Here is an 18,911-nt window from a genome sequence, read left to right on the forward strand (position 1 = left end):
GACGCTCGCGATCGGTTACGAGGACAGGCGCAGGACGAAGCAAGGGCATCGAAAAAACCAGAGTAGATCACGAAGTTTGCATCTTACAACGCGCTCTTCAGAAACGGTATTAGGATTTTCATCCTGCGGTACTAGGCTCAACTCTGACCATTTTCAGTCTGCGGAAACCGCGGGCACACATGAGAAAGAAAAAAGTTTCAAATTTAGGGCCCTAGCCCTGGACTCTGCTGTTCCAAATACTACAGCAGTAGCCAGAAGTATACAAAAATTTGTTGAAATACTGCGGCTAAAGAGACCGGGCTCGATTTCTTTTTCAAGAAGCCCAGAAGAGCCTAACTTTCGCCTCAAATGCGAGCGCGCGCCGCTTTAGGCTTGACGTCAGGGCGGCGAACGAGACAGAAGTTTGGTCACATAAGGCCAACCCCTTGGTATGATTTGAATAGCTGGTTTCTCCGCCATACTTCTATGGCGGCAAGCGTCAGGGATGATTCCGCCCCCCTCCCCCACCGCCGCCCGCCGAGTCCGCCCCTGAGCCCCGCGCCGACGCCACCTCAGGTACTGGCCCCGGCCGGACCGGCGCCGCTCTCCGCACAATGGTTCCGCGAGAACCTCGGGCGCTATCGCGATGCCGCCATCGACAACCCGAGCCCGCAGAATGTTCAGCTGTATTTCTATCTGCAGCGGGTGGCGATGGACAAGTCCTCGCAATTTGCCAAGGTGTCCGAGCGCGTGGTTCAGGGTGACCCGAATCTCGATGAGGTGACGCAACGGCCCACCGCCACCTTTGGCGCCAATCTGGCCAATCGCCAAGGCGGTCTCGCCCGGGATGCGGTGGTCAAGAAGGTCGCAGGCATGGCATCCCTGTGGTTCTTCTTCCGCTCCGATTGCCCCTATTGCGAGGCGCAAGCACCCCTGCTGCAGCTCTTGGAGAAAGAGTACGGCTTCGCCATCGTGGCGATCTCGCTCGACGGCGCCCCACTGCCCAGCGGGCGCTTCCCGAACTTCCAGATCGATCGCGGTCAGGGCCAAGCCCTGGGGGTCACCTCGACCCCCGCCACGTTCCTCGCCCGACCGGAGCTCCCGGCCCTCGCCCCGCTCGCCCAGGGCCTGCTGGCCTTGGCCCAACTGCAAGAGCGCATCGTGGTGGCCGCGGTCCGGGGTTGATGTTCAACTCCATGCTGAACTACACCAGTCCGACCGCGCACCTGGAGCAGCGCCGCGGCGTGGTCGATGGCGGCTCGGTGGTGGCCCGCAACCGCGTGATGAATGCCTCCTTGTGGAGCATCGTGCCGCCCTCGGTCTCGGCCGGTTGCGGGGGCATCGACATGTTCGCCGGCAGCTTCAGCTTTATCTCGGGGGCCCAGTTCCAGCAGTTGATGCGCAGCATTGCGGCGAATGCCCCGGGGTACGCGTTCGAGGTCGCGCTCGAGGCCATGTGTCCCTCGTGTATGCAGACGATGGAATCGCTCCAGCGCAAACTCCAGGAGCTGAGTTCCGGCATGGTCAACTCCTGCCAACTGGCCAAGGGCTTCGTCAACGACGTGGCCGATGCCTTCGATGTCGCCCACAAGGACAAGACCTCCTTGATCGCCGATACCCAAGGGTGGGTCAGCGACACCTTCCAGAGTCGCACGACGACCACCGGCAACGACTCGGTGGGCATGACCGTGACCCACATGACCGACGAGCAACGCGGCGCGGCCGATCTGCAGGGCAATCTGGTCTGGCAGGCACTCAAACGGCGCGGCGCGGCCGGCTGGTTCGCTTCGGGAGACGACGACCTGCTGGAAGCGATTATGAGCATTACCGGCTCAGTGATCGTGGGGTCCCCGACCCAGGCCCCGGACGGCAAGGGCCAAAGCTACCCGACGAAGCCGTTGCCGGGCAATCTGATGAAGGTCGCCGATCTGCTGTGGGGCAGCCGCTCGAATGATGCGACCGGGACAGGGGCCGTGGACAGCAATCATGTGGTGTTGCGCTACCGCTGCGACGCCCGGGGCGAAAACCAGTGTCTGGCGCCGACGCCGATCTCGGACACGGCACTCATCGGACTGGTCCAGTACACGAAGAAGGTCCTGGTCGGGGACCCGCAGAACGGGGGGAGCGGCGGGTTGATCGATAAGTTTCGCTACGGCACCGAACCGGTGACCGCGGCGGAAATGGCGTTCATGCAATTCGCGCCCAACGGGGTCGCGGCCCAACTGCACAATCTGTCCCGGTACAACGCCGGCATCGCGGCCAACTTCGCCGACGAGGCCGCACCAGTCATCGCGCTGGAAATGGCCAAGGTGATGATCGACGACCTGGTCCGCGCTGCGGAAAACGCCATGGTGTTGCAGGCCAATACCTATGCCAAGGAAGCCCTGGCCCAGATCAAGTCGGCGAAAGAGCAGGTCCACCGCGAATACGAGGTGGTGGCGCAACGCTACGGCAACGTGCAAACCGTGTTGGCGCATTACGAGCACCTGGTCGCGACGATCAAGGGCAAGGACACGACCGACGCGAGTGCCGAATAGTGGCCCTGCGCGCCCCCGCTTTCATGCGCCGCCCGCCACGGCGTCGCGTCTCCCAGAGGATCAGCTGATGTACACGATTTACTCGATTGGCGATGCCGCCTTCCTGACGGCCGTCCTCAACGCCGTGGCGATGTTGTCGGGCTCCGGCGACATGAAGCAGCTGGCCGGGGTCGGCTTTCTGTTTGGCATTGTGCTGGTCATGTTCCAGGGCATCATCCAGGCCCGTCCGCCCCAGATGCAGAATGTCTTGGTGGCCTGGGTGATCTACGCGGCCATGTTCGGCCCGACGACCAAGGTCATGATTGAGGACAACTACATGGCCGAGTGTGTGCTCTACGAGGTCGATATCGACCAACGCTCCCTCGACGACCTGATGCGCAACCCCAGTTGGACGACCTTGGGACCACAAACCACGATGAACGTGCCCACCACCCAGGTGTGGCTCGGTGGCGCCCCGCAGACGCTGCCCTGCAACGAGGCCTGGCCGAAGCTTCAGACGTACATCGCCACCCAGTTTACCCCGGCCCTGCGCAAGTCCCTGGCGGCCACCCTGTCGCTACGCAGCAGCGCGGCGGTAGACGCGAAAGTCAGCAGCGCGCTGACGGCGATCGGTGCCAACCAGACCGATGCCCAGAACTACATGGTGATGGCCGCCATGACCCCGTACCTGGCGAAGGGCCGCGCCCAGGCGCTGCGCGAGATCCAGCACTGGAACGAGGCAGTCATGGTCGAACAAGCGGCCCAGCAGCGCAACACGCAATGGGCCGGCGAGGAGAAGATGTTCAAGCGCAACGTCCGACCGCTGCTGAGTTTCCTGGAGGCGGTGCTGTACGCGGTCTCCCCGCTGATGGTCTTCGCCATCGGACTCGGGCCGCTCGGCTTCGGCTTGGTCGGGCGCTATCTGCTGTTCGCGCTCTGGATCCAGCTCTGGCAGCCGCTGCTGGCGATTGTCAACCTGTTCCTGATGATGACCATCCAGGGCAAGCTGTCTGCGCTGCAGGATGCCGCGTTGGGGAATCTGGTCTTCCCATCGTTCTACGCGTTGGCCAAGGCGGACGCCCTCATGATCGATTATCTCGGGACCGGGGGCATGCTGGCCGCGAGCGTGCCGGCGATCGCGCTGATGTTGCTCTACGGGTCGGCGATCACCGCGACCAGCCTCGCCGGTCGGCTCCAGGGCGGGGACCATCTCAACGAGAAGGTCGTCTCACCCGATGTGGTGGCGCCGGCAGCGGCGCTGTCGATGCAGGCGCTGCAGGATCATGGCGCCGTGCGAGGCACCGCGGCGCCGGGGGCGGAGAATGTGTCCTGGACCGCGAATGTTGGCCAGGACACGCAACGCGAGTTGAAGTCCAGTCAGCAAGCCAGCGCGCGGGCGAGTGTGGGATTCGGCAATGCACTGGGGAGTGCGGCCAGTGCGACCGCTTCACGCAGCGGTGAGAGCTTTGACTCACATGCGAGCGGTTGGAATTATGAAGGGTCAAAGAGCCGGACCGATCAGGCGCTCATGCAGACCGCTGAATCATTGAGCAAACAGTACAGCGAGAGCGGGCTTTCGACGAATAGTATCGCTTCAGTCATGGCAGGCTCCATCGGGGCCGGTGGGAAGGCCGTCGCAAAAGCGGACATTGCGGCACGACTGAGTAGTGAGTACGGGGTCAAGAGCGATGTCGCGGATAGGATGGCTGCTGATATTTCAACAACAATGACATCCGACCAGTCGTTTCAGACGCGCCTTTCAGAAGGCCTCAAGCTGGATTCTCAGAGTGGCACAAAGAATGTGTTTACGTCCGGCCTGAATACTGATGAGTCAACCCGTCTGACCCGCTCCGCCGACGACGTACTCTCTGCCTCACGCAGCCTTGATCGCGCCGAGTCGATGTCCGAACGGTTCGGCACGCTCGGATCATTCAACGGCGTCCACACCGGTGCGGCACTGGCCGAACCCCAAAACCATGCGTACATGGAGCGTATGCAACGGCAAATTGATCGTTTTGGCCTGGGCGGGGATCAGCAACGCGAAGAACAGCGCCTGCTGCGCGGCGGTGCCACGGCCGACCCTGAACAGGCGCGCGGGATGGCGGGGATGGGCCTGCTGCTTGGGTACACCGACGGTGATCGCGTCCACCGCATGACCGCCGACGAACGGACCGCCGCCAAAGAGGCTGGCATGGAAATCCTGGGCGGGGCCTTCAACGTCCAAACACCACAAGGGATCAATCCTGGCCGCAATGCCGATTTGGACGGGTCGGCACCAACCTTTGGACGCGCGCGCGCGGCCGTCGATGGGGCAGAACTGCATGACGTCCGACCGAACGCCGCAGGTCTTCAGGACCAACTCGCAGAGCACCGCGCGGGTGTTGAACATAACGGCGGGCTCGGTGCGGTCGATCAGTTCGTCGCCCAAGGTCACCAGAGACTGGCAGATTTCAGGGCAAACGGGCAGACTGCCCTGCGTGGCGGAAAAGGGGCTAACCTCGGCGCCACCATCACGCAACACGCTATGTTGCCTCGCCCGGCGGCGCAACTTGCCCAGAACCATGTCGGCGGACTCGCCATTCAAGTCGCCGAAGAGTTGGCCCTGACCGACGCTGGCGTGAGCGGCTTGGCGCGTGAGTCGGTGGCCGGTCTGAAGGCATTTGGAACGTCGTTGGCGGACGGTCAAGGACTCTCGGGATCAATCGCCGCTGGCAAGGCGGCGGCCGGCAGCGAACCTGGTTGGTCAGGTGCGCGGGAGAGTATGGTCAACGCGCGCATGGACCAGGTGTCGCATTACGGGTTGACGGCGACGCAAACGGCGCTCTATCGGGAAGCGACGGGCGCACTGCTTGCTGATGTTCCCAGTGCTGCCCAACAAACGGCCCGGCAGGCGGTCATCAACGAAGCAGGGCCCGCACTCGGTGGGCATGTTGCTGAGTTGATCGAGCGCTCGGCGTCCTCCCGCGATGACAGCGATTTGCGTCTGATCGGGGCCTTCAACGAACAGACCCAGGGGGCGGTTGGCGGTTTCGCTCAAAAAAAAACTGAGCCGCCCGTAGGAGGGGGGCCCTCGACGCTGTTGTCATCACCGATTGGGGCAGCGGGCGGCGGCACCGAGACCTCCGGCTTCGGGATGCGAGTCCATCCGATCACTGGCCATGCCGCGTTCCACGCGGGCGAGGATCTCGCCGCACCGGTGGGCACGCCACTCGTGTCGGTGGCCGATGGGGTAGTGACGTTCGCTGGGTCGCGCGGGGAATATGGTAATTTGGTTGAAGTGACGCACCCGGGAGGGCTGGTGACGAGGTATGGCCACACCAGCGAAATGTTCGTCACGCCTGGACAGGCGGTCGCTGCCGGGCAGAGAATCGCTGCCGTCGGCTCGACCGGGCGCGCGACCGGACCGCATGTCCATTTCGAGACGCGCATGGACGGCCGGGCGGTCGATCCGACGACCGTTCTTGGCCGACCGGTCCCTGCACACATTCCGGGACCGGTTGGCGGCGTCGCGCAAGCTGGCCGCGCTGGGGATCAACCGAGACCGTTGGAGGCGCCAGCCGAGTTGCGGGATGTCTTTCGGGAGATCGAGCAGCAACACGCCTTGCCAGCGGGCATGTTGACCGCCGTCGCTTCGGTCGAAAGCCAGTTCCGCGCGAATGCTGTGTCCGGCGCGGGCGCACAGGGCATGTTCCAAATCACGCCTGACACCGCGAAGACCTTCGGTGTTTCTAACCCGTTCGACCCGCGTGAAGCCGCGGTCGGGGCAGCAAAAAAGCTGGCCAGCGATTACCAGAAATTTGGCAACTGGAACTACGCCGTCATGGCTTACAACGCGGGGACGCAACGGATCGAGGACTATCTGGCCGGGCAAGGCAAGCCGCTGAAGCAGGAAACGATAGACTATTTGCCAAAGACAGTTGAAGCGTTTCGGCGCGTCAATGGGCATGCATGAGTGCAACTAACCGCTCGCTAGCCATGCATGTCCCTAAATCTTAGAAACATCGAGAGAACACTAAATGCGCCACTTCATCCGCCGCTTCGTCAGTGCCATCCGTACCATACCGCGACGGGTTCGGTGGATACTCATCGCGCCTGTCGCGTTCATCGCACTGCTCGTGATCGACGCCAGATTGGCTGTCTTCGTTTTATTGTTGGTGCTCGGAGGACTTATGGTTCGTGAACTATTTCGCGCGCAGCACATTAGCCATCAAGGCGGACAGAGTCATCATGGTAACATCTTGAGTAATCACGGCGATTATAACGCAATGGTTAGCTCAACGACCGGATTAATTGTTAATGGAATAACTGACGGGGGCGGTCATTATGGATACGGGGATCAGCATAATCTCTCAGGATGCGACTTTCAAAAATCCGCAATGGATGATTATCATGAACACTGGCCGCTTCGTTCCGAGTAACATCGAACCCCCGACCGACCTGCCGGGGCTTCGCCGCCATCAAGCTAACCGCTACTTCAGTTGCACCGATAACCCCACGGTATGATCATTAGTCAGACAGATAGACATCGCCACTCCATGACTTGCATAATTTCGAAGGGACTATTCGTTCATTCGAACTCGTGATTGCCCTGGAGTTAACCGATAAAGCGGGTAGTATCGCCAACACCCCCGAGTAGGCAATTTATTACTCTTTATCGGATTGCGTTGCTAATCGGCTCCTCTTGCACCCGAAGGGCAGTGCAATCGCCGAGACGCTGATGCAAGTACCGGACAGGTAAGCGCTGCCACGGAACACGAGATAATGAAATTCCGCACGTTTACTCACTGAAGTTTCCCGGCTCAAAAAGTATTCCGGAACCAAGCACTTGGGGCCACTGGTTTCGCTGGACGATTTCGTCCAGATCGCCATCACCCCCAAGAATCCCCCCTCAGTCCCCAGGACGAGGGGGACATGCCTGTGATCTCGCTCAAAGGCAAGAGAGCCCGATGCACAAGCACCACCAGATTACCCCCAGCGTTCCCCGCTTCGACGCGTATTTCATGGCTCTTGGTATGGACGAGACGGCCGCACTACCAGGTCTTGTAGAGCGCGACAATCGCGCCCTAAGCACATGACATAATTAAGCTTCTCCAGCTAATCCTTCGACCTGCTCGCAGACTGCGTCAGCACACGCTCTGGCCGGAACCCCCGCGACTGACTCGGACAGGCGTACCGCCACGGCGCGAACGCCCCAAAAAAAAGATGCGCCGCAGTCGCAATCTGCCAACAACGCCCCAACTTAGGCGGCTTGCGATCACTGGCGAAGGTCCCGCGCCACGTGGCTACGCCACGGCCACATCCCGGCCCCCGACACAGACCCCCTCTCATCCTCTGCACCCGTATTCCGCTTGCTCGCAGCGTCGCGCATGGCGATTTTTCCTGTTGCCGCTCTCGGTCTGGACAACCATCTAGCCAGCAACAGTACACATCCTTGTCAGCGCGATGCCAGATTCGAGGATCGCCGCTCTTCACCGCTACGTTTTGCCTATCAGGCAACACCCGCCCATTGACCGGAGGCACCTGATGTCGGGTACGCCTAGCCTATGTGACGCGCCTTTGATTCGCTTTTCCCCCCTCAAAGAAGCCGTGTCTTATGAAAAACCTCAAGCGAGATTCGCTATTGGAAACACCCCACGGCGACGTGCCTTCAATCGATTCAGACACCGTGCCGCTGGTCCTGCGAACCGACGGCTACGAATCTGGTTATGCCCGAGGAACCCAGGAAGGGGCACAGTTTGCGCTGTCACTGCGATCCAGGAGGAGGGCTGGAGAAATCATCGTCCCTAGCGAATTCGGACGGGTTATCCAACGCGCCATGATCCGGTGGGATGCCGTCGGTGGCCGCGACATGTCGATCCAACCCCTCGCGCAGCGCACCGCAGCATTCGAGACCGTACGCGGGGAGATATATGGATTCTCCGCAGGACTGATCGACGCGTTCTGACACCATCTCGCGGGCCGGAGCATCCGGTCCGCGTCCCCATTTTTTCGGCATCGGCAGCACCCGGGACTGACCGTTGCCGAAGGACACAATGTTGTCGAGGCGGACTCCCGATGAGACGGCCATGCTGCCTCGAGCCTACTCGGCGACCTCGCCACCACGAAGTCCAAGCTGAAGCGCGATCCTGCTGCATCAGGACCTGTCAGCGACCGTGACGCCCGCTGTCTCTCGCCGCCCCATCAGCCGCATCAACCACCGTCCTTATTCCCACGCTAGCTGAGGCAACTGACGCACCCATAGCGTTGATATAAAAGCTCACAAGGCGAGGTTCTTATCAGTCTGTCCCTGGCCGCTCCTGGACTAAAACACGGACCCGTAACAGGCGCTGACGTATGCGCTCGCCCGTCACGCCATGGGCTTGGCCGATCATGGCGAGGGTGTCGCCGGCAAGCCAGCGCTGGTAGGTCTCGGCGAACGCCGCGCCCAGTACCGCGGAGACACGGGCAAGGTTTGCTGCCGCGTTGGGGTCGCTTCGTTTGGCTACGGTGCGTTGGCGATACACCGTTTCGTGACAGGCCGGACAGCCACGGGCGGTGCCTTGCAGGAGGGGAAAAAAGCAGGCGCGGAACGTCAGGTGGTGGATGGTGCAAGACCAGATCGCCGGGATATCGGTCCGGCGGTAGCTGACGCGATCGAGCACATAGTTCGGGTAGCGCGTATGGATGCGGGCGGCGATCTCCTCCGGGTCATGGCTTCTGGCCTGGCGTGAGCACGTTGGACAGTCGGTGCCTGCGAGGTGCTTTTGCGGGTACTGGTTGAAGACACCATGGATCGCGCAGGTGATCGGGATCTTGTGCGCGATGCCGCGCCAGACCTCGGCAGCTTGGGTGTAGTCGTAGCGGTCGCCGTGGACGGCACGGGAGCGGCTAAGGAATTCGTCGAAGGGAATGAGCTTGGGCATAGGGGCGCGGAGGATACAGCGAAACCAAGGTGGGCGCCCATTACCGGTGCTGACAGCTGGTCGCTGCACACATCGAGGGGGTCAGGTTTCGATGTCGCCCGGCAGCTTCACCTGGTGGTCACGGACGGGGCAGGACCCCGCGGGGACCTTGCGGGCAGGAGCTCGCCGCCTGCACCAGGGAGCGGCATTCCGGGTGGGAGGGACTCCGGTCGGTCTTCAGCAGGGACGCCGGACCACCGGGACCACCGGGGCCACCGGGAGCGGACCAGCGTAGGCGTGGCCAGTGAACCCGAGGCCAGAGCGGAGCGTCGAGGGACTGGTTCAGCCGCAGTGTAGGAGTACGACCCACGGTCGCAGGAGATGGTGCCAGGGGCCGGGTGCTTGCGTCACTGCGCGGCGTTTTTCCAGCGAATTCAGAGGGCAGGCGAAAACCTATCGCAGTAGTCGGAAATACCCATTGGAGGCGCAACGGCGTGGTCTGTATCTTCGCAACCGTCGGCACACAAAGGCGTCGGTGGATCGCTCCCCCAGGTTCAGCAGACTGCTCGATGTGCTACACGATAACGGTAAACAAGACATTTAAAGCCAGGTGAATATCATGAGTGACCAAGAACTCACTACCCGCAGCAATCATGCGATTTGGCTGGCCATTGCCGTCATGTTGATCCCCCTGGTGCCCTACGCCTTGGGCGGCGCCGGCGCCTAACCCCTGATCAAACGCGAATTTAAGGTGAACATCATGAGTGACCAAGACCTCAGTACCCGCAGCAACCGCGCCATGTGGCTCGCCATTGGCATCATGTTGGTGCCCCTGGTCCCCTACGCGCTGGGTGGGTCCGGCGTGTAAGCGCTGATCACATGCAAACGAAACGTCAAGACGGTGGCGGCCCCGCATTGAGCGCGGCCGTGACCTGATTGACTATTCGGCGTTACGCACCGTCGATCCCTGCTTCTGTGCATACGCTGTGGCCTAAGCGCAGCACCATCCATCAGTCGGCTGGTCGTACGCTATCGGCGGGTCTGAGCAGCGCCCTCCCTGGCTGAAATTCCTTCAGTAGCGCCGCGTCCGCCGTCAATCCGGTTGAGCCCGCGTACTGAGCATGTATTCCTGCTGCTATCCCTGGGGCCTCGTGTCCATCGAGCTGCCCTGCATCCTGCTCCCTGTCGCGCGGTTTTACGGTCCCTGTCACGGCGTCCCTGTCGCATCCTGACCGCACCCGGTCGTCCTGGGGCCTCGCGTCCATCGAACTGCCCTGCATCCTGCTCCCTGTCGCGCGGTCTTACGGTCCCTGTCACGGCGGCCTTGCGCACCCTGACCAGGCCTGATCTTCCTGGGGCCTCGTGTCCATCGAACTGCCCTGCATCCTGCTCCCTGTCGCACGGTCTTACGGTCCCTGTCGCACCCTGACCAGGCCTGATCTTCCTGGGGCCTCGTGTCCATCGAACTGCCCTGCATCCTGCTCCCTGTCGCGCGGTCTTACGGTCCCTGTCACGGCGTCCTTGCGCACTCTGACCGCGCCCGGTTTCCTGTTACCGGTCCTGGTTGCGTCCCTTCAATGGTTGACAGGATAGAGTCGCGGGCTGCTGCCGAATAGGGAGTCTGTTCCCGTGGCGACGGTTGAAAACGCCGCGCGCCGCGTAGGACGTTGCTGACACACGCGCAGTCAGGACGGGCCCAGCAGTAGCGCCGCGGGATAGCAAGGCGCCCTCCCCCACCGGCCGCGGACCCTCAGCCAGCCCTGACGGTCGGCAATGCCCCCCACCGGGTCGTTGAGGCCATCGACTGCCGCTCCGCCCGCCGCCGCCAGTGCGTCCCCACCAGTTGACCGGCGAAGCGCAGCGTATCGCGCCCATAACGCCGGTTGACCGCGTCCAGCATGGCCATCCGGTCGCGGGACCGCTCATCGTCTGTCGGGCTGGCAAACAGATCGGTCGGCACCTGCGCCGCTGGGATCACATCCGGCAAGAGGACGCCAGCCTTGCGGTAGGCATCGCCGGGGCGAAAAAGCCGCCCGACGCCCTGGGTCGCGTGCCGGATCAGGGTCCCGCTGTCCTGGGTCGGGGTGGCAAACGACACCGTCAGCGCGTTCGCATAACAGGGCCGGGCGGTATCGAACGGGCTGGTCTGGACGAAGACGGTCAAGGCCGGGGCGCACAGCCCTTGGGCACGCAGCTTCTCGCCGGCGCGGCTGGCGAAGGCCGTCACCGCGGCCCGCAGTTCTTCCAGATCGCTGACCCCGGCGCCGAAGCTGCGCGAGACCATGACCTGTTGGCGCGGCGGCGCGACACACTCCAGGGGCAGACAGGAGCGCCCGCGCAGCTCCCAACCGACCCGCTCCACCACCACGCCGAAGCGCTGCCGCAACCGGCGGGGGTCGGCCAGGCTCAGGGCCAGCGCATCGGCGATGCCGATCTGACGCAGGCGGCCGCCAAAGCCGGCGGCGATCCCCCAGACATCCTCCACCGGCACGGTCGCCAGCACCGCCGCGGGGTCGGGCAGGCGCGACCAGTCGAGCACCGGACCGGCCGGGCTGCACCCCTTCTTGGCCAGGCGGTTGGCGAGCTTGGCCAGGGTCTTGGTGGGGGCGATCCCGACGGCGACCGGGATGCCGGTCCATTGCCGCACGGTGCGGGCGATCTCCAGGCCGTAGGCGGTCGGCTCGGGGTGAACCCCGGCCAGGTCGAGAAAGCATTCGTCGATCGAATAGACCTCGACGCGGGGGGCAAAGCCCGCCAACACCTGCATGACCCGCCGGGACAGGTCGCCATAGAGGGCATAGTTGGAGGAGAACACCGCCACGCCGGCTTGGCGCAACTGTTCGGCATGCTTGAAGTACCGCGCACCCATGGAGATGCCCAGCGCCTTGGCCTCGTTGCTGCGGGCGATAATGCAGCCGTCGTTGTTGGAGAGCACCACCACCGGCCGACCCTCCAGGCACGGCGCAAAGAGCCGCTCGCAGGAGGCGTAGAAGTTGTTGCAGTCGACCAGGGCGAACAGGGGACCGCTTGGTGCAGGAGGGGTCAAAAGGAATGCACGGTATGGGCGACCACACCCCAGATGACCAGCGCCGTGCCGTCGCGGATCTCCAGGGGCTGAAAGTCCGGGTTCTCGGGCAGCAGCCAAATCCGCTCCCCCTCGATCTTCAGCCGCTTGAGGGTCAGCTCACCGTTGACCGCGGCCACCACGATCGCGCCGGATTTGACCTCTCGGGCGCGGTCGACCACCAGCAGATCCCCATCGCGGATGCCGGCACCGATCATCGAGTCCCCCTGCACGCGCAGAAAGAAGGTGGCCGCCGGGTGGCGGACCAGGTGCTCGTTGAGATCGATGGTGCCTTCAAGATCATCGTCGGCGGGCGAGGGAAAGCCGGCGGCAATGCGCGACCCGTAGAGGGGCAAGGCCAGCGTGGTCGGATGGCGCGTGAAGGCCTGAGGGGCACCAGCGACGGCCCCCTCGGACCGGGCGGTCAGCCAGGCCCGCACCGCGGGCACCAAGCTGACCGGCAGCCGGATCGGGGTCGTCGGCTCGCCGAAGGGACCCGAGCCGCGCTTGCGCCCGGCCCCAGGGCGGGCACCGCCGCGGCGGGTGGGAGGAATGTCAGACATGGGCACCGTGGGACTATGATAACCGTACGGCAATCATAGCGCATCCGCGGACCGCTGGGTGGTGGCGGTTGTGGGGATGACGCGTCTTCCGCTGACGCCCAATGCCTGGCCTGGCCAGGCCAGGCCAGGCCAGGCCAGCGTCAGTGGATCACCCGCGCGACCGTGCTGAGTCCATGCGCCCACAGCTGACGCAGGAGTTCCCTCTGGTCCCCCACGATCCGCACCAGGGCCTCCTCGACCGATTCACCACCCAACCAGTCGCCGTCGAGAATCGACGCGATCGCTGCATCATCAGGGCACTCCACCCAGGCCGCACCGAACCCGGCGAGCCACTGACGCTGGGCTTCGTCATCGTCCAATGGCGGGTAGAAATCGCGATCGGCGGTCGCGGTTCCAAACACGGCGTAACCCGCACCGAACCACCCGAAATCAGCGACCTTGGCCGGACAGGTCACGAACGCCCCTCCCCTGCCGCAAGCGCCCGCCGGCCTTCGACGTGGGGGGCGCGATCGGATCGCGGCACCAGGGTGGAACCACACCGGCGCTCGGCCTCAGCAAGCGGCCACGCGCGCTCAAACGCCACCCCGTCAAGGGGGCGGAGTTGGTAACGCGCCGCCGAGAAGACCAACTCGCCATCCCTCGGCGCAATCAGGCGGACCCGGTAGAGCCGCTGGACGGGCCTGGGGCATCGCGAAGGCGTCAGCGACCCCCGCCACTGCTCCGGTGCGACAATCTCGGCCAGGGCGCCGTTGTACTCGGGGTGGAACGCCGAGCATTGCAGGATGGCGAGATCGCCGAGGTTAAAATCTGGGGACATGGACGCTCTCGAGACCTCACCTTGAGTACCGGTTCACCGTGTAGGTTACACACTACAGCCGACGGGAGATAGCCGAGTTCTGGTTCTACCACCTCCGGGACACGCCCGTGAAGAACGGGACGAAAATACCTGGCGGAGCGTTGGCGCTCCCTCTTCTGCGTTGCCCATTTAAACCTCTTCGCGCGGCCACTGCCGCAATACTCTTCTTGAGACTAAAACAGTACTAAGAAATACTAGGAGCCCGAATGCTCGCACTTTTTCTCTTATTTGTCAAATACCTATAAGCACATAACCAAGGGCTTCGATTCCTCAAAACACGGTACTCCGTCCCTCAAAACACGGTGCTCGATCCCTCAAAACACGGTGCTTGCGTCCCTCAAAACACGGTACTCGATCCCTTGAAACACGGTGGTCCTGTGGATAGTTGTGGATAACTCTTGCGCCATTTCACGTCCTTTGTTAATGGTAGAAGCACCGCTGATTGCGGTGTACACCACCGTGTTTTGAGGGATCGAAGCGGTTCGACGTGGCTCTCGCTGCTGCGATCTGGACCGAAGGGACGCGAGGCTCCCGGCCCCGACGGTACACCAGAACGACCGGCTAGCCCGCCTTCTCTGGAAACTTCACCTCAAGAACAAACGGATGGGATCGCCCGGTGCCGGTGATCGAGAACGCTTCAAGGAAGCCATCCGCTTGCATGATCCCAAGCTGGACGCGCGCATGATGATTGAGTTTCCCCACCCGCTCCTGCGCGCCGATGGCCTCGTACATGGTTGCCATTTCGATGACATAGGTGCGATTGCTGCGCTGGCTGGCAAGGAAGCGGTGCAGTGCCCGGCCGAGATCGGAAAGCTTGCGGCGGAGGACTAAGTCGATGTACGTTCGGTAGTTTTCCAACCACTGTGAAACAAGAGGATGAAACTGGACATAATAGCAGGCATCAGTCTCTTTCGAGAAGCCACGTGTATCGAACAGAGAAATCATCTTTCTCGAGTATTCAAGGCCACCGCGTGGCATTTCAAAGCGAAGCCTTAGCCCAGAAAGATCATCAAGACTCTGGCGCCGCCGCGCTAACCCGGGTCCACTCCATCCACCCTTTGGCTGATCACCACGAATTGCCGTCTCCAATTGCGACATTCTAAAATTCAAGGTGTCGACCGCCACGACATCCGCGAGTGGCGCACAGCCTTTCGGATCGAGGTCTGGTAGCGGGACCGGCAGCTGATTAGGAAGTCCCTTTAAGCGCATTGAGCGCAGCGCCATGAGACCAAGCAAGGTATCCTCATCATAGATATTGAGCGCGGGACCGGACCGCAATACCCCCCCGCCGTCCCACCGGGACGCCAATCGCGTCCATCCCCGCTTGAACATTTCAATCGCTGTCTCACGCGTCACTGGCGGAAATAGCGGAAGCCGGGTCAGCGGGGTCGGGTATTCAGACGTTGGAAACAGCTCGCTTTGCTCAACACCGCGTTGATTAGCAAGTGTTTCCAGGGTATTATCCGCAGAGGCCACCAGCACCTTACTTGAGTACCCTGCCCTCACCCGCTGGTTTCGATCTACAGCATTCGGTGTTGAGCATGCTTTGGGTGTGTGGTTCGTAGACGCGATTCGCCGCTTCCCATTGCGTTGAATCCGCTCTAACAGCGTATCCAGGCTCATGGCTTTTGTCGTATTTGGTGCGTCTGTATTCAAAGTAGCATTTCACTCTTGTGAAGCCCAGGCACCAGACGGTGCTGCTCCGGTTTCGCGGCGGGGAGTTTCCCGAACACGTCCAGGTCAGCGCACGTCTTGGGCGTTGGGGCGGATAGGTAGATGATCACCACAGCGCTTTGCCACTTGCCACGCGTCGTCTTCGAACGACACCGCGAGCGGGGTTCAGGCCGGTTCACGAGGCACTCCGTGGGTGGTTATAAAAAGACCTCTTTTAGATGTTTTTTCGTGCGCGTGAAAAAAATCGCTTTCAGCGATGTAACTGCGGCCGTTTTGGTCCATGATTAAGGCATGAACCATGAAACTAAAAATCCCGTCCTACTTGGCGAACGGCTCGTGGCCGCACGGCGTAACGCTGGATTGAACCAATCCGAACTTGGCCGCTTGTGCGACACGCCACAAAGCCATATTTCCAGCATGGAGCGGGGCAAGCGCGCCCCATCCATCGAAATGGTAAAGGCGCTGGCGCAGGCGTTGGGTGTTAGCGTTCACTGGTTACTCGGCGGCGAGAACGATGCGACACTGGCGACCATGGAAACCGGCACGGAGCATCTCCTCGCCGACAGCAAGACGCCGGTGGGACTCGCCACGCTCGCCGGCGATGCCGCCCTGGGTGACATCTTGAGTATCCGATCCGTCGAGTGGGGCGCGTTGCGGTCGCTGACCCCGCCAGAACCACTCACCAAAGAGGGGTATGTGGCGATCTTGCTGGCGTTGCGGGGACATCGACAAGTTTGACCGATGCTGGATCGCTGCGTGTCACGAGCGATCGTTGGCCTCGGCACTAGAAGGGGACTGAGAGTTGCAAGCTAGAATATATCCGAGAGATATCCATATCAAATGATTTTTGATTTTCGCAGATGGATTCAACCCATCGAACCGGACTGAACGTCGTGCGAGGCCGACGGATCACCTGATCCGGGCGTATGGCAATACTTGAGCTCGAACGTGGTGACGTAGACAGCAGCCAGTGTCATCTTGCAGCATTGGCCTTCTCGTAGATTATAGTGTGTCATGTGACACGCTTTATCGAGGTCTTCGCACCCGATCACCGGCACAACGCCAGTTATGTCTCCTAGGCTCGATGGTCAAAGTGTGATACGTGCTGTTCGACCGGCTACCCAAGCCCGCCACCACCGTTTCATGCCTGGAAAACTCTGCACACCGTGATACTGACAATCTACCAATGCACCTTCACTCCGCCGTAGCGGCCCCTCCCCTTGTTACCGGCCCAGATTGCTCAACCGAACGCACAATCCCTGTTGAACACATCCACCGTTCGCCGTACCGTACCGTAGCGCTGGCTCCCGGACCTTCCGCAATCGCTGCGCGGCTCCTCAACCCGGATGCACACAACAACGTGCTGGTTCGTCGACGTCCGCAAGGCGGCTACGAACTTCTCGTTGGAGAATTCGACTGGCGCCTGGCGCAAGCCGCACGTTGCGATACCATACGGGTACAAGTGTTAGATAGGGCCGATGATGGACTGGCACGGCAGTTGGCCACTCTTGATGCCGACCAGGACCTCAAGAATCTCCCACATGCGGCTACCCACGAAGGCGTTCTTCCATGGAGCGGTGAAGGGAAACTTCTGATCGCACGAGCTATTCAGCTACTGAACAAGGAGAGAAACTGGTCCCTAACCGAGTCCGCTCGCTTATTCGGGCTCTCGCGCACAGAAGGAGCTCACTATGTAAGAGTTCTATCACTGCCAGCGGACATTCTTGATCTTCTGAATAGGGGATCTCTGTCTTTCGGACAAGTACGAGCACTTTCCCGAATCGCTCACCGGCCAGCGCAAGTCCGCTTATTGGCGGTCAAGGTAGCGACGCTTCCGGGAACTCCAGCGCGGGCACGTCGGCGCTCTTGTAGTGTTCGCGAGGTAGAACGGCTTGTCGCCGACGCTTTACAACGACCAGCGCTGGGAGACAGTAACGCAGATCCACTGTTAGGAGGGGTAACTGCTCCCGGAGACAGGCGAGAAGTATCCGTCAGACATGGATCAGCGGACCTGAGACGTACCGAGAGGCTCTTAAATGAAGGCTGCGGATTTCCAGTTCATATCGAGTTCGACACACGGTCCCAGCGCGGACATCTCGTCCTGGAATTCAGGTCCATTGATGAATTCCAAACACTCGCCGAGTTACTCGCCCCCGGGATCGACTTTGAGTGCGAGTGAGCTGCTCTTAGCGCTATGTTGCAACTACTCAGGTATCCGCGTCCCTACCTCGGTCTCCGACTACGCGATGCGCGGCTGAAACGAATCGCCGTAGAAGGTCAGGGTAAAGAAGATGTTCGCGCCCCGTTTGTGCAGTAAGGTATCGCGGACGCCCGGAGTACGGAAGCCGCCGGGGATTTTTTCTTTGACCTTGGGCATACGCGCCGCCTGCTCATCGAGGTTGTTGGTGAAGGGGATGCCAGACATCGTCGCCGATAGACACAAGCGATCAATGATATTGAGCGCATTGCGCTGTGTTGCCTGAGGGGCACGCACGGATTGGGCACTTCGCCGGTAGCAGAAATCTACTCATATGCCACGCGATCGTGTGCGATGCGCCCGGCGGGGAGCGGGGGACCAGCCGCGGCGACCTCGTGGCAGGCGGCGAGCAGCAGATCGACCCGGCACTTGGCCCAAGCTTGCCCCAGCTACTCGAAGACTTAGGTCGGTTCGCGCAGGTGGTGGAGGTTACATGGGCCGTGCTTGCACGCGAGTTCCTGATACGGCTTCCAGCCGTCGGAGACCAGGGCACTGCGAACACGATCAGCAGTCCGAAGGCGTCGAACGCCTTCTTGCCCCGATTGGGGTACGCGCCGTGCCACGTCAGCAGCGGGAGAATCCAGTGGGATTTACCAGCCATGTGCATGCCGGTTTCCTCGGGGTGCGCGACCGAGGCGCGCATGATGACTTCGCCCATCGCTGCCACGGTCGGGACCAGTAGCACCTGCCCCCTTGGCCTGAATTGCCAGCACCGTGGCGTCAGACATCGGCAGGCCGCACAGATCCCCCCATAAACTTACCAGTGGGTGCCAACGGCAACATGTGGTGGTAGGTAAACTACACGACCGAGTCCTTCCTGCGCGCCCCGTACTGCACCGGCACCGCGGCGGGAAATACGCCCGGATGGACTTTCCCGCAACTGCACTCGGCTTCGAGCCCTGGTGCTCGGCGACATCACACCGCAGCGGCGGCATGCGTTTCCATCAGATCAGGCTGCGCCACGCGTTTGAGGTTATGAACGGTGTGGCCCTCTTGTCCTCCCATCGGCTTCTCGCCCACTAAGCGCAGCCACTTCCACTTGGGTTTGTTCACCCCGTCCGAGGACCCGGTGACTTGCTGGAGTTCGCGCTTTTTTTCGCCAGACGACCTTGCAGATCCGC

General features: G+C 61.8%; 14 protein-coding genes. 6 read left to right on the top strand and 8 right to left on the bottom strand.

Features of this window, described 5'->3' with window-relative positions:
* The first annotated feature begins 465 nt into the window (after window positions 1-465).
* The 5 genes from QZX93_RS13790 (at window position 466) to QZX93_RS13810 (ending at window position 8,439) form a co-directional block, all read left to right on the top strand.
* A complete protein-coding gene (locus QZX93_RS13790) occupies window positions 466-1,164 on the top strand; it encodes a conjugal transfer protein TraF (RefSeq protein ID WP_295385985.1) in 699 nt (232 codons plus the stop codon).
* An 11-nt stretch (window positions 1,165-1,175) separates the two neighbouring features.
* A complete protein-coding gene (locus tag QZX93_RS13795; protein ID WP_295385986.1) occupies window positions 1,176-2,516 on the top strand; it encodes a conjugal transfer protein TraH in 1,341 nt (446 codons plus the stop codon).
* 67 nt (window positions 2,517-2,583) lie between these two features.
* On the top strand, window positions 2,584-6,447 hold the full coding sequence (locus QZX93_RS13800) for a conjugal transfer protein TraG N-terminal domain-containing protein (RefSeq protein ID WP_295385987.1): 3,864 nt from the start codon (window positions 2,584-2,586) through the stop codon (window positions 6,445-6,447).
* 64 nt (window positions 6,448-6,511) lie between these two features.
* Complete coding sequence (locus QZX93_RS13805) at window positions 6,512-6,913, top strand: hypothetical protein (RefSeq protein ID WP_295385988.1); 402 nt, start codon at window positions 6,512-6,514, stop codon at window positions 6,911-6,913.
* Window positions 6,914-8,088: 1,175 nt separating this feature from the next.
* Entirely contained in the window at window positions 8,089-8,439 is a 351-nt protein-coding gene (locus tag QZX93_RS13810) for a hypothetical protein (protein ID WP_295385990.1), read from the top strand.
* A gap of 331 nt (window positions 8,440-8,770) precedes the next feature.
* Here the strand turns inward: QZX93_RS13810 and QZX93_RS13815 are convergent, their stop codons facing one another.
* From QZX93_RS13815 to QZX93_RS13840, 6 genes are all read right to left on the bottom strand, one after another.
* Window positions 8,771-9,397: a hypothetical protein gene (locus tag QZX93_RS13815; protein WP_295385992.1), complete on the bottom strand. Its 627-nt coding sequence runs from the start codon at window positions 9,395-9,397 to the stop codon at window positions 8,771-8,773.
* Between the two features lie 1,729 nt (window positions 9,398-11,126).
* Window positions 11,127-12,422 carry a Y-family DNA polymerase gene (locus QZX93_RS13820; RefSeq protein WP_295385994.1) on the bottom strand — a complete coding sequence of 432 codons (1,296 nt, stop codon included), beginning with the start codon at window positions 12,420-12,422 and terminating at the stop codon, window positions 11,127-11,129.
* Window positions 12,419-13,003: a translesion error-prone DNA polymerase V autoproteolytic subunit gene (umuD, locus tag QZX93_RS13825; protein WP_295385996.1), complete on the bottom strand. Its 585-nt coding sequence runs from the start codon at window positions 13,001-13,003 to the stop codon at window positions 12,419-12,421. Before umuD ends, QZX93_RS13820 begins: the two co-directional genes overlap by 4 nt.
* Before the next feature lie 140 nt (window positions 13,004-13,143).
* Window positions 13,144-13,458 carry a histidine kinase gene (locus QZX93_RS13830; protein WP_295385997.1) on the bottom strand — a complete coding sequence of 105 codons (315 nt, stop codon included), beginning with the start codon at window positions 13,456-13,458 and terminating at the stop codon, window positions 13,144-13,146.
* The gene (locus QZX93_RS13835; RefSeq protein ID WP_295386000.1) at window positions 13,455-13,820 is read right to left on the bottom strand and encodes a hypothetical protein; all 366 of its coding nucleotides are present in this window, start codon (window positions 13,818-13,820) and stop codon (window positions 13,455-13,457) included. The genes QZX93_RS13830 and QZX93_RS13835 overlap by 4 nt, the downstream gene beginning before the upstream one ends.
* Before the next feature lie 600 nt (window positions 13,821-14,420).
* Window positions 14,421-15,482, bottom strand: coding sequence for a hypothetical protein (locus QZX93_RS13840; RefSeq protein WP_295386002.1), 1,062 nt, complete (start codon window positions 15,480-15,482; stop codon window positions 14,421-14,423).
* Window positions 15,483-15,824: 342 nt separating this feature from the next.
* Between QZX93_RS13840 and QZX93_RS13845 the strand changes: the two genes are divergently transcribed.
* A complete protein-coding gene (locus tag QZX93_RS13845; protein WP_295386004.1) occupies window positions 15,825-16,271 on the top strand; it encodes a helix-turn-helix transcriptional regulator in 447 nt (148 codons plus the stop codon).
* Between the two features lie 1,501 nt (window positions 16,272-17,772).
* On the opposite strand, the gene QZX93_RS13850 is transcribed toward QZX93_RS13845, so the two are convergent.
* Window positions 17,773-18,027: a hypothetical protein gene (locus QZX93_RS13850; protein WP_295386006.1), complete on the bottom strand. Its 255-nt coding sequence runs from the start codon at window positions 18,025-18,027 to the stop codon at window positions 17,773-17,775.
* A 678-nt stretch (window positions 18,028-18,705) separates the two neighbouring features.
* Window positions 18,706-18,843: a hypothetical protein gene (locus QZX93_RS13855; RefSeq protein WP_295386008.1), complete on the bottom strand. Its 138-nt coding sequence runs from the start codon at window positions 18,841-18,843 to the stop codon at window positions 18,706-18,708.
* Window positions 18,844-18,911: the final 68 nt, after the last annotated feature.

It is taken from the genome of uncultured Thiodictyon sp. (genome assembly GCF_903946935.1).
GTDB lineage: Bacteria > Pseudomonadota > Gammaproteobacteria > Chromatiales > Chromatiaceae > Thiodictyon.

Excerpts from the sequence above, each read along its gene's own strand:
- QZX93_RS13790 (WP_295385985.1), top strand. The coding sequence starts at position 466 with ATGGCGGCAAGCGTCAGGGATGATTCCGCCCCCCTCCCCCACCGCCGC.
- QZX93_RS13805 (WP_295385988.1), top strand. The coding sequence starts at position 6,512 with ATGCGCCACTTCATCCGCCGCTTCGTCAGTGCCATCCGTACCATACCG.
- QZX93_RS13840 (WP_295386002.1), bottom strand. The coding sequence starts at position 15,482 with ATGAGCCTGGATACGCTGTTAGAGCGGATTCAACGCAATGGGAAGCGG.
- QZX93_RS13835 (WP_295386000.1), bottom strand. The coding sequence starts at position 13,820 with ATGTCCCCAGATTTTAACCTCGGCGATCTCGCCATCCTGCAATGCTCG.
- QZX93_RS13845 (WP_295386004.1), top strand. The coding sequence starts at position 15,825 with ATGAACCATGAAACTAAAAATCCCGTCCTACTTGGCGAACGGCTCGTG.
- QZX93_RS13800 (WP_295385987.1), top strand. The coding sequence starts at position 2,584 with ATGTACACGATTTACTCGATTGGCGATGCCGCCTTCCTGACGGCCGTC.
- QZX93_RS13795 (WP_295385986.1), top strand. The coding sequence starts at position 1,176 with ATGCTGAACTACACCAGTCCGACCGCGCACCTGGAGCAGCGCCGCGGC.
- QZX93_RS13815 (WP_295385992.1), bottom strand. The coding sequence starts at position 9,397 with ATGCCCAAGCTCATTCCCTTCGACGAATTCCTTAGCCGCTCCCGTGCC.
- QZX93_RS13810 (WP_295385990.1), top strand. The coding sequence starts at position 8,089 with ATGAAAAACCTCAAGCGAGATTCGCTATTGGAAACACCCCACGGCGAC.
- umuD (WP_295385996.1), bottom strand. The coding sequence starts at position 13,003 with ATGTCTGACATTCCTCCCACCCGCCGCGGCGGTGCCCGCCCTGGGGCC.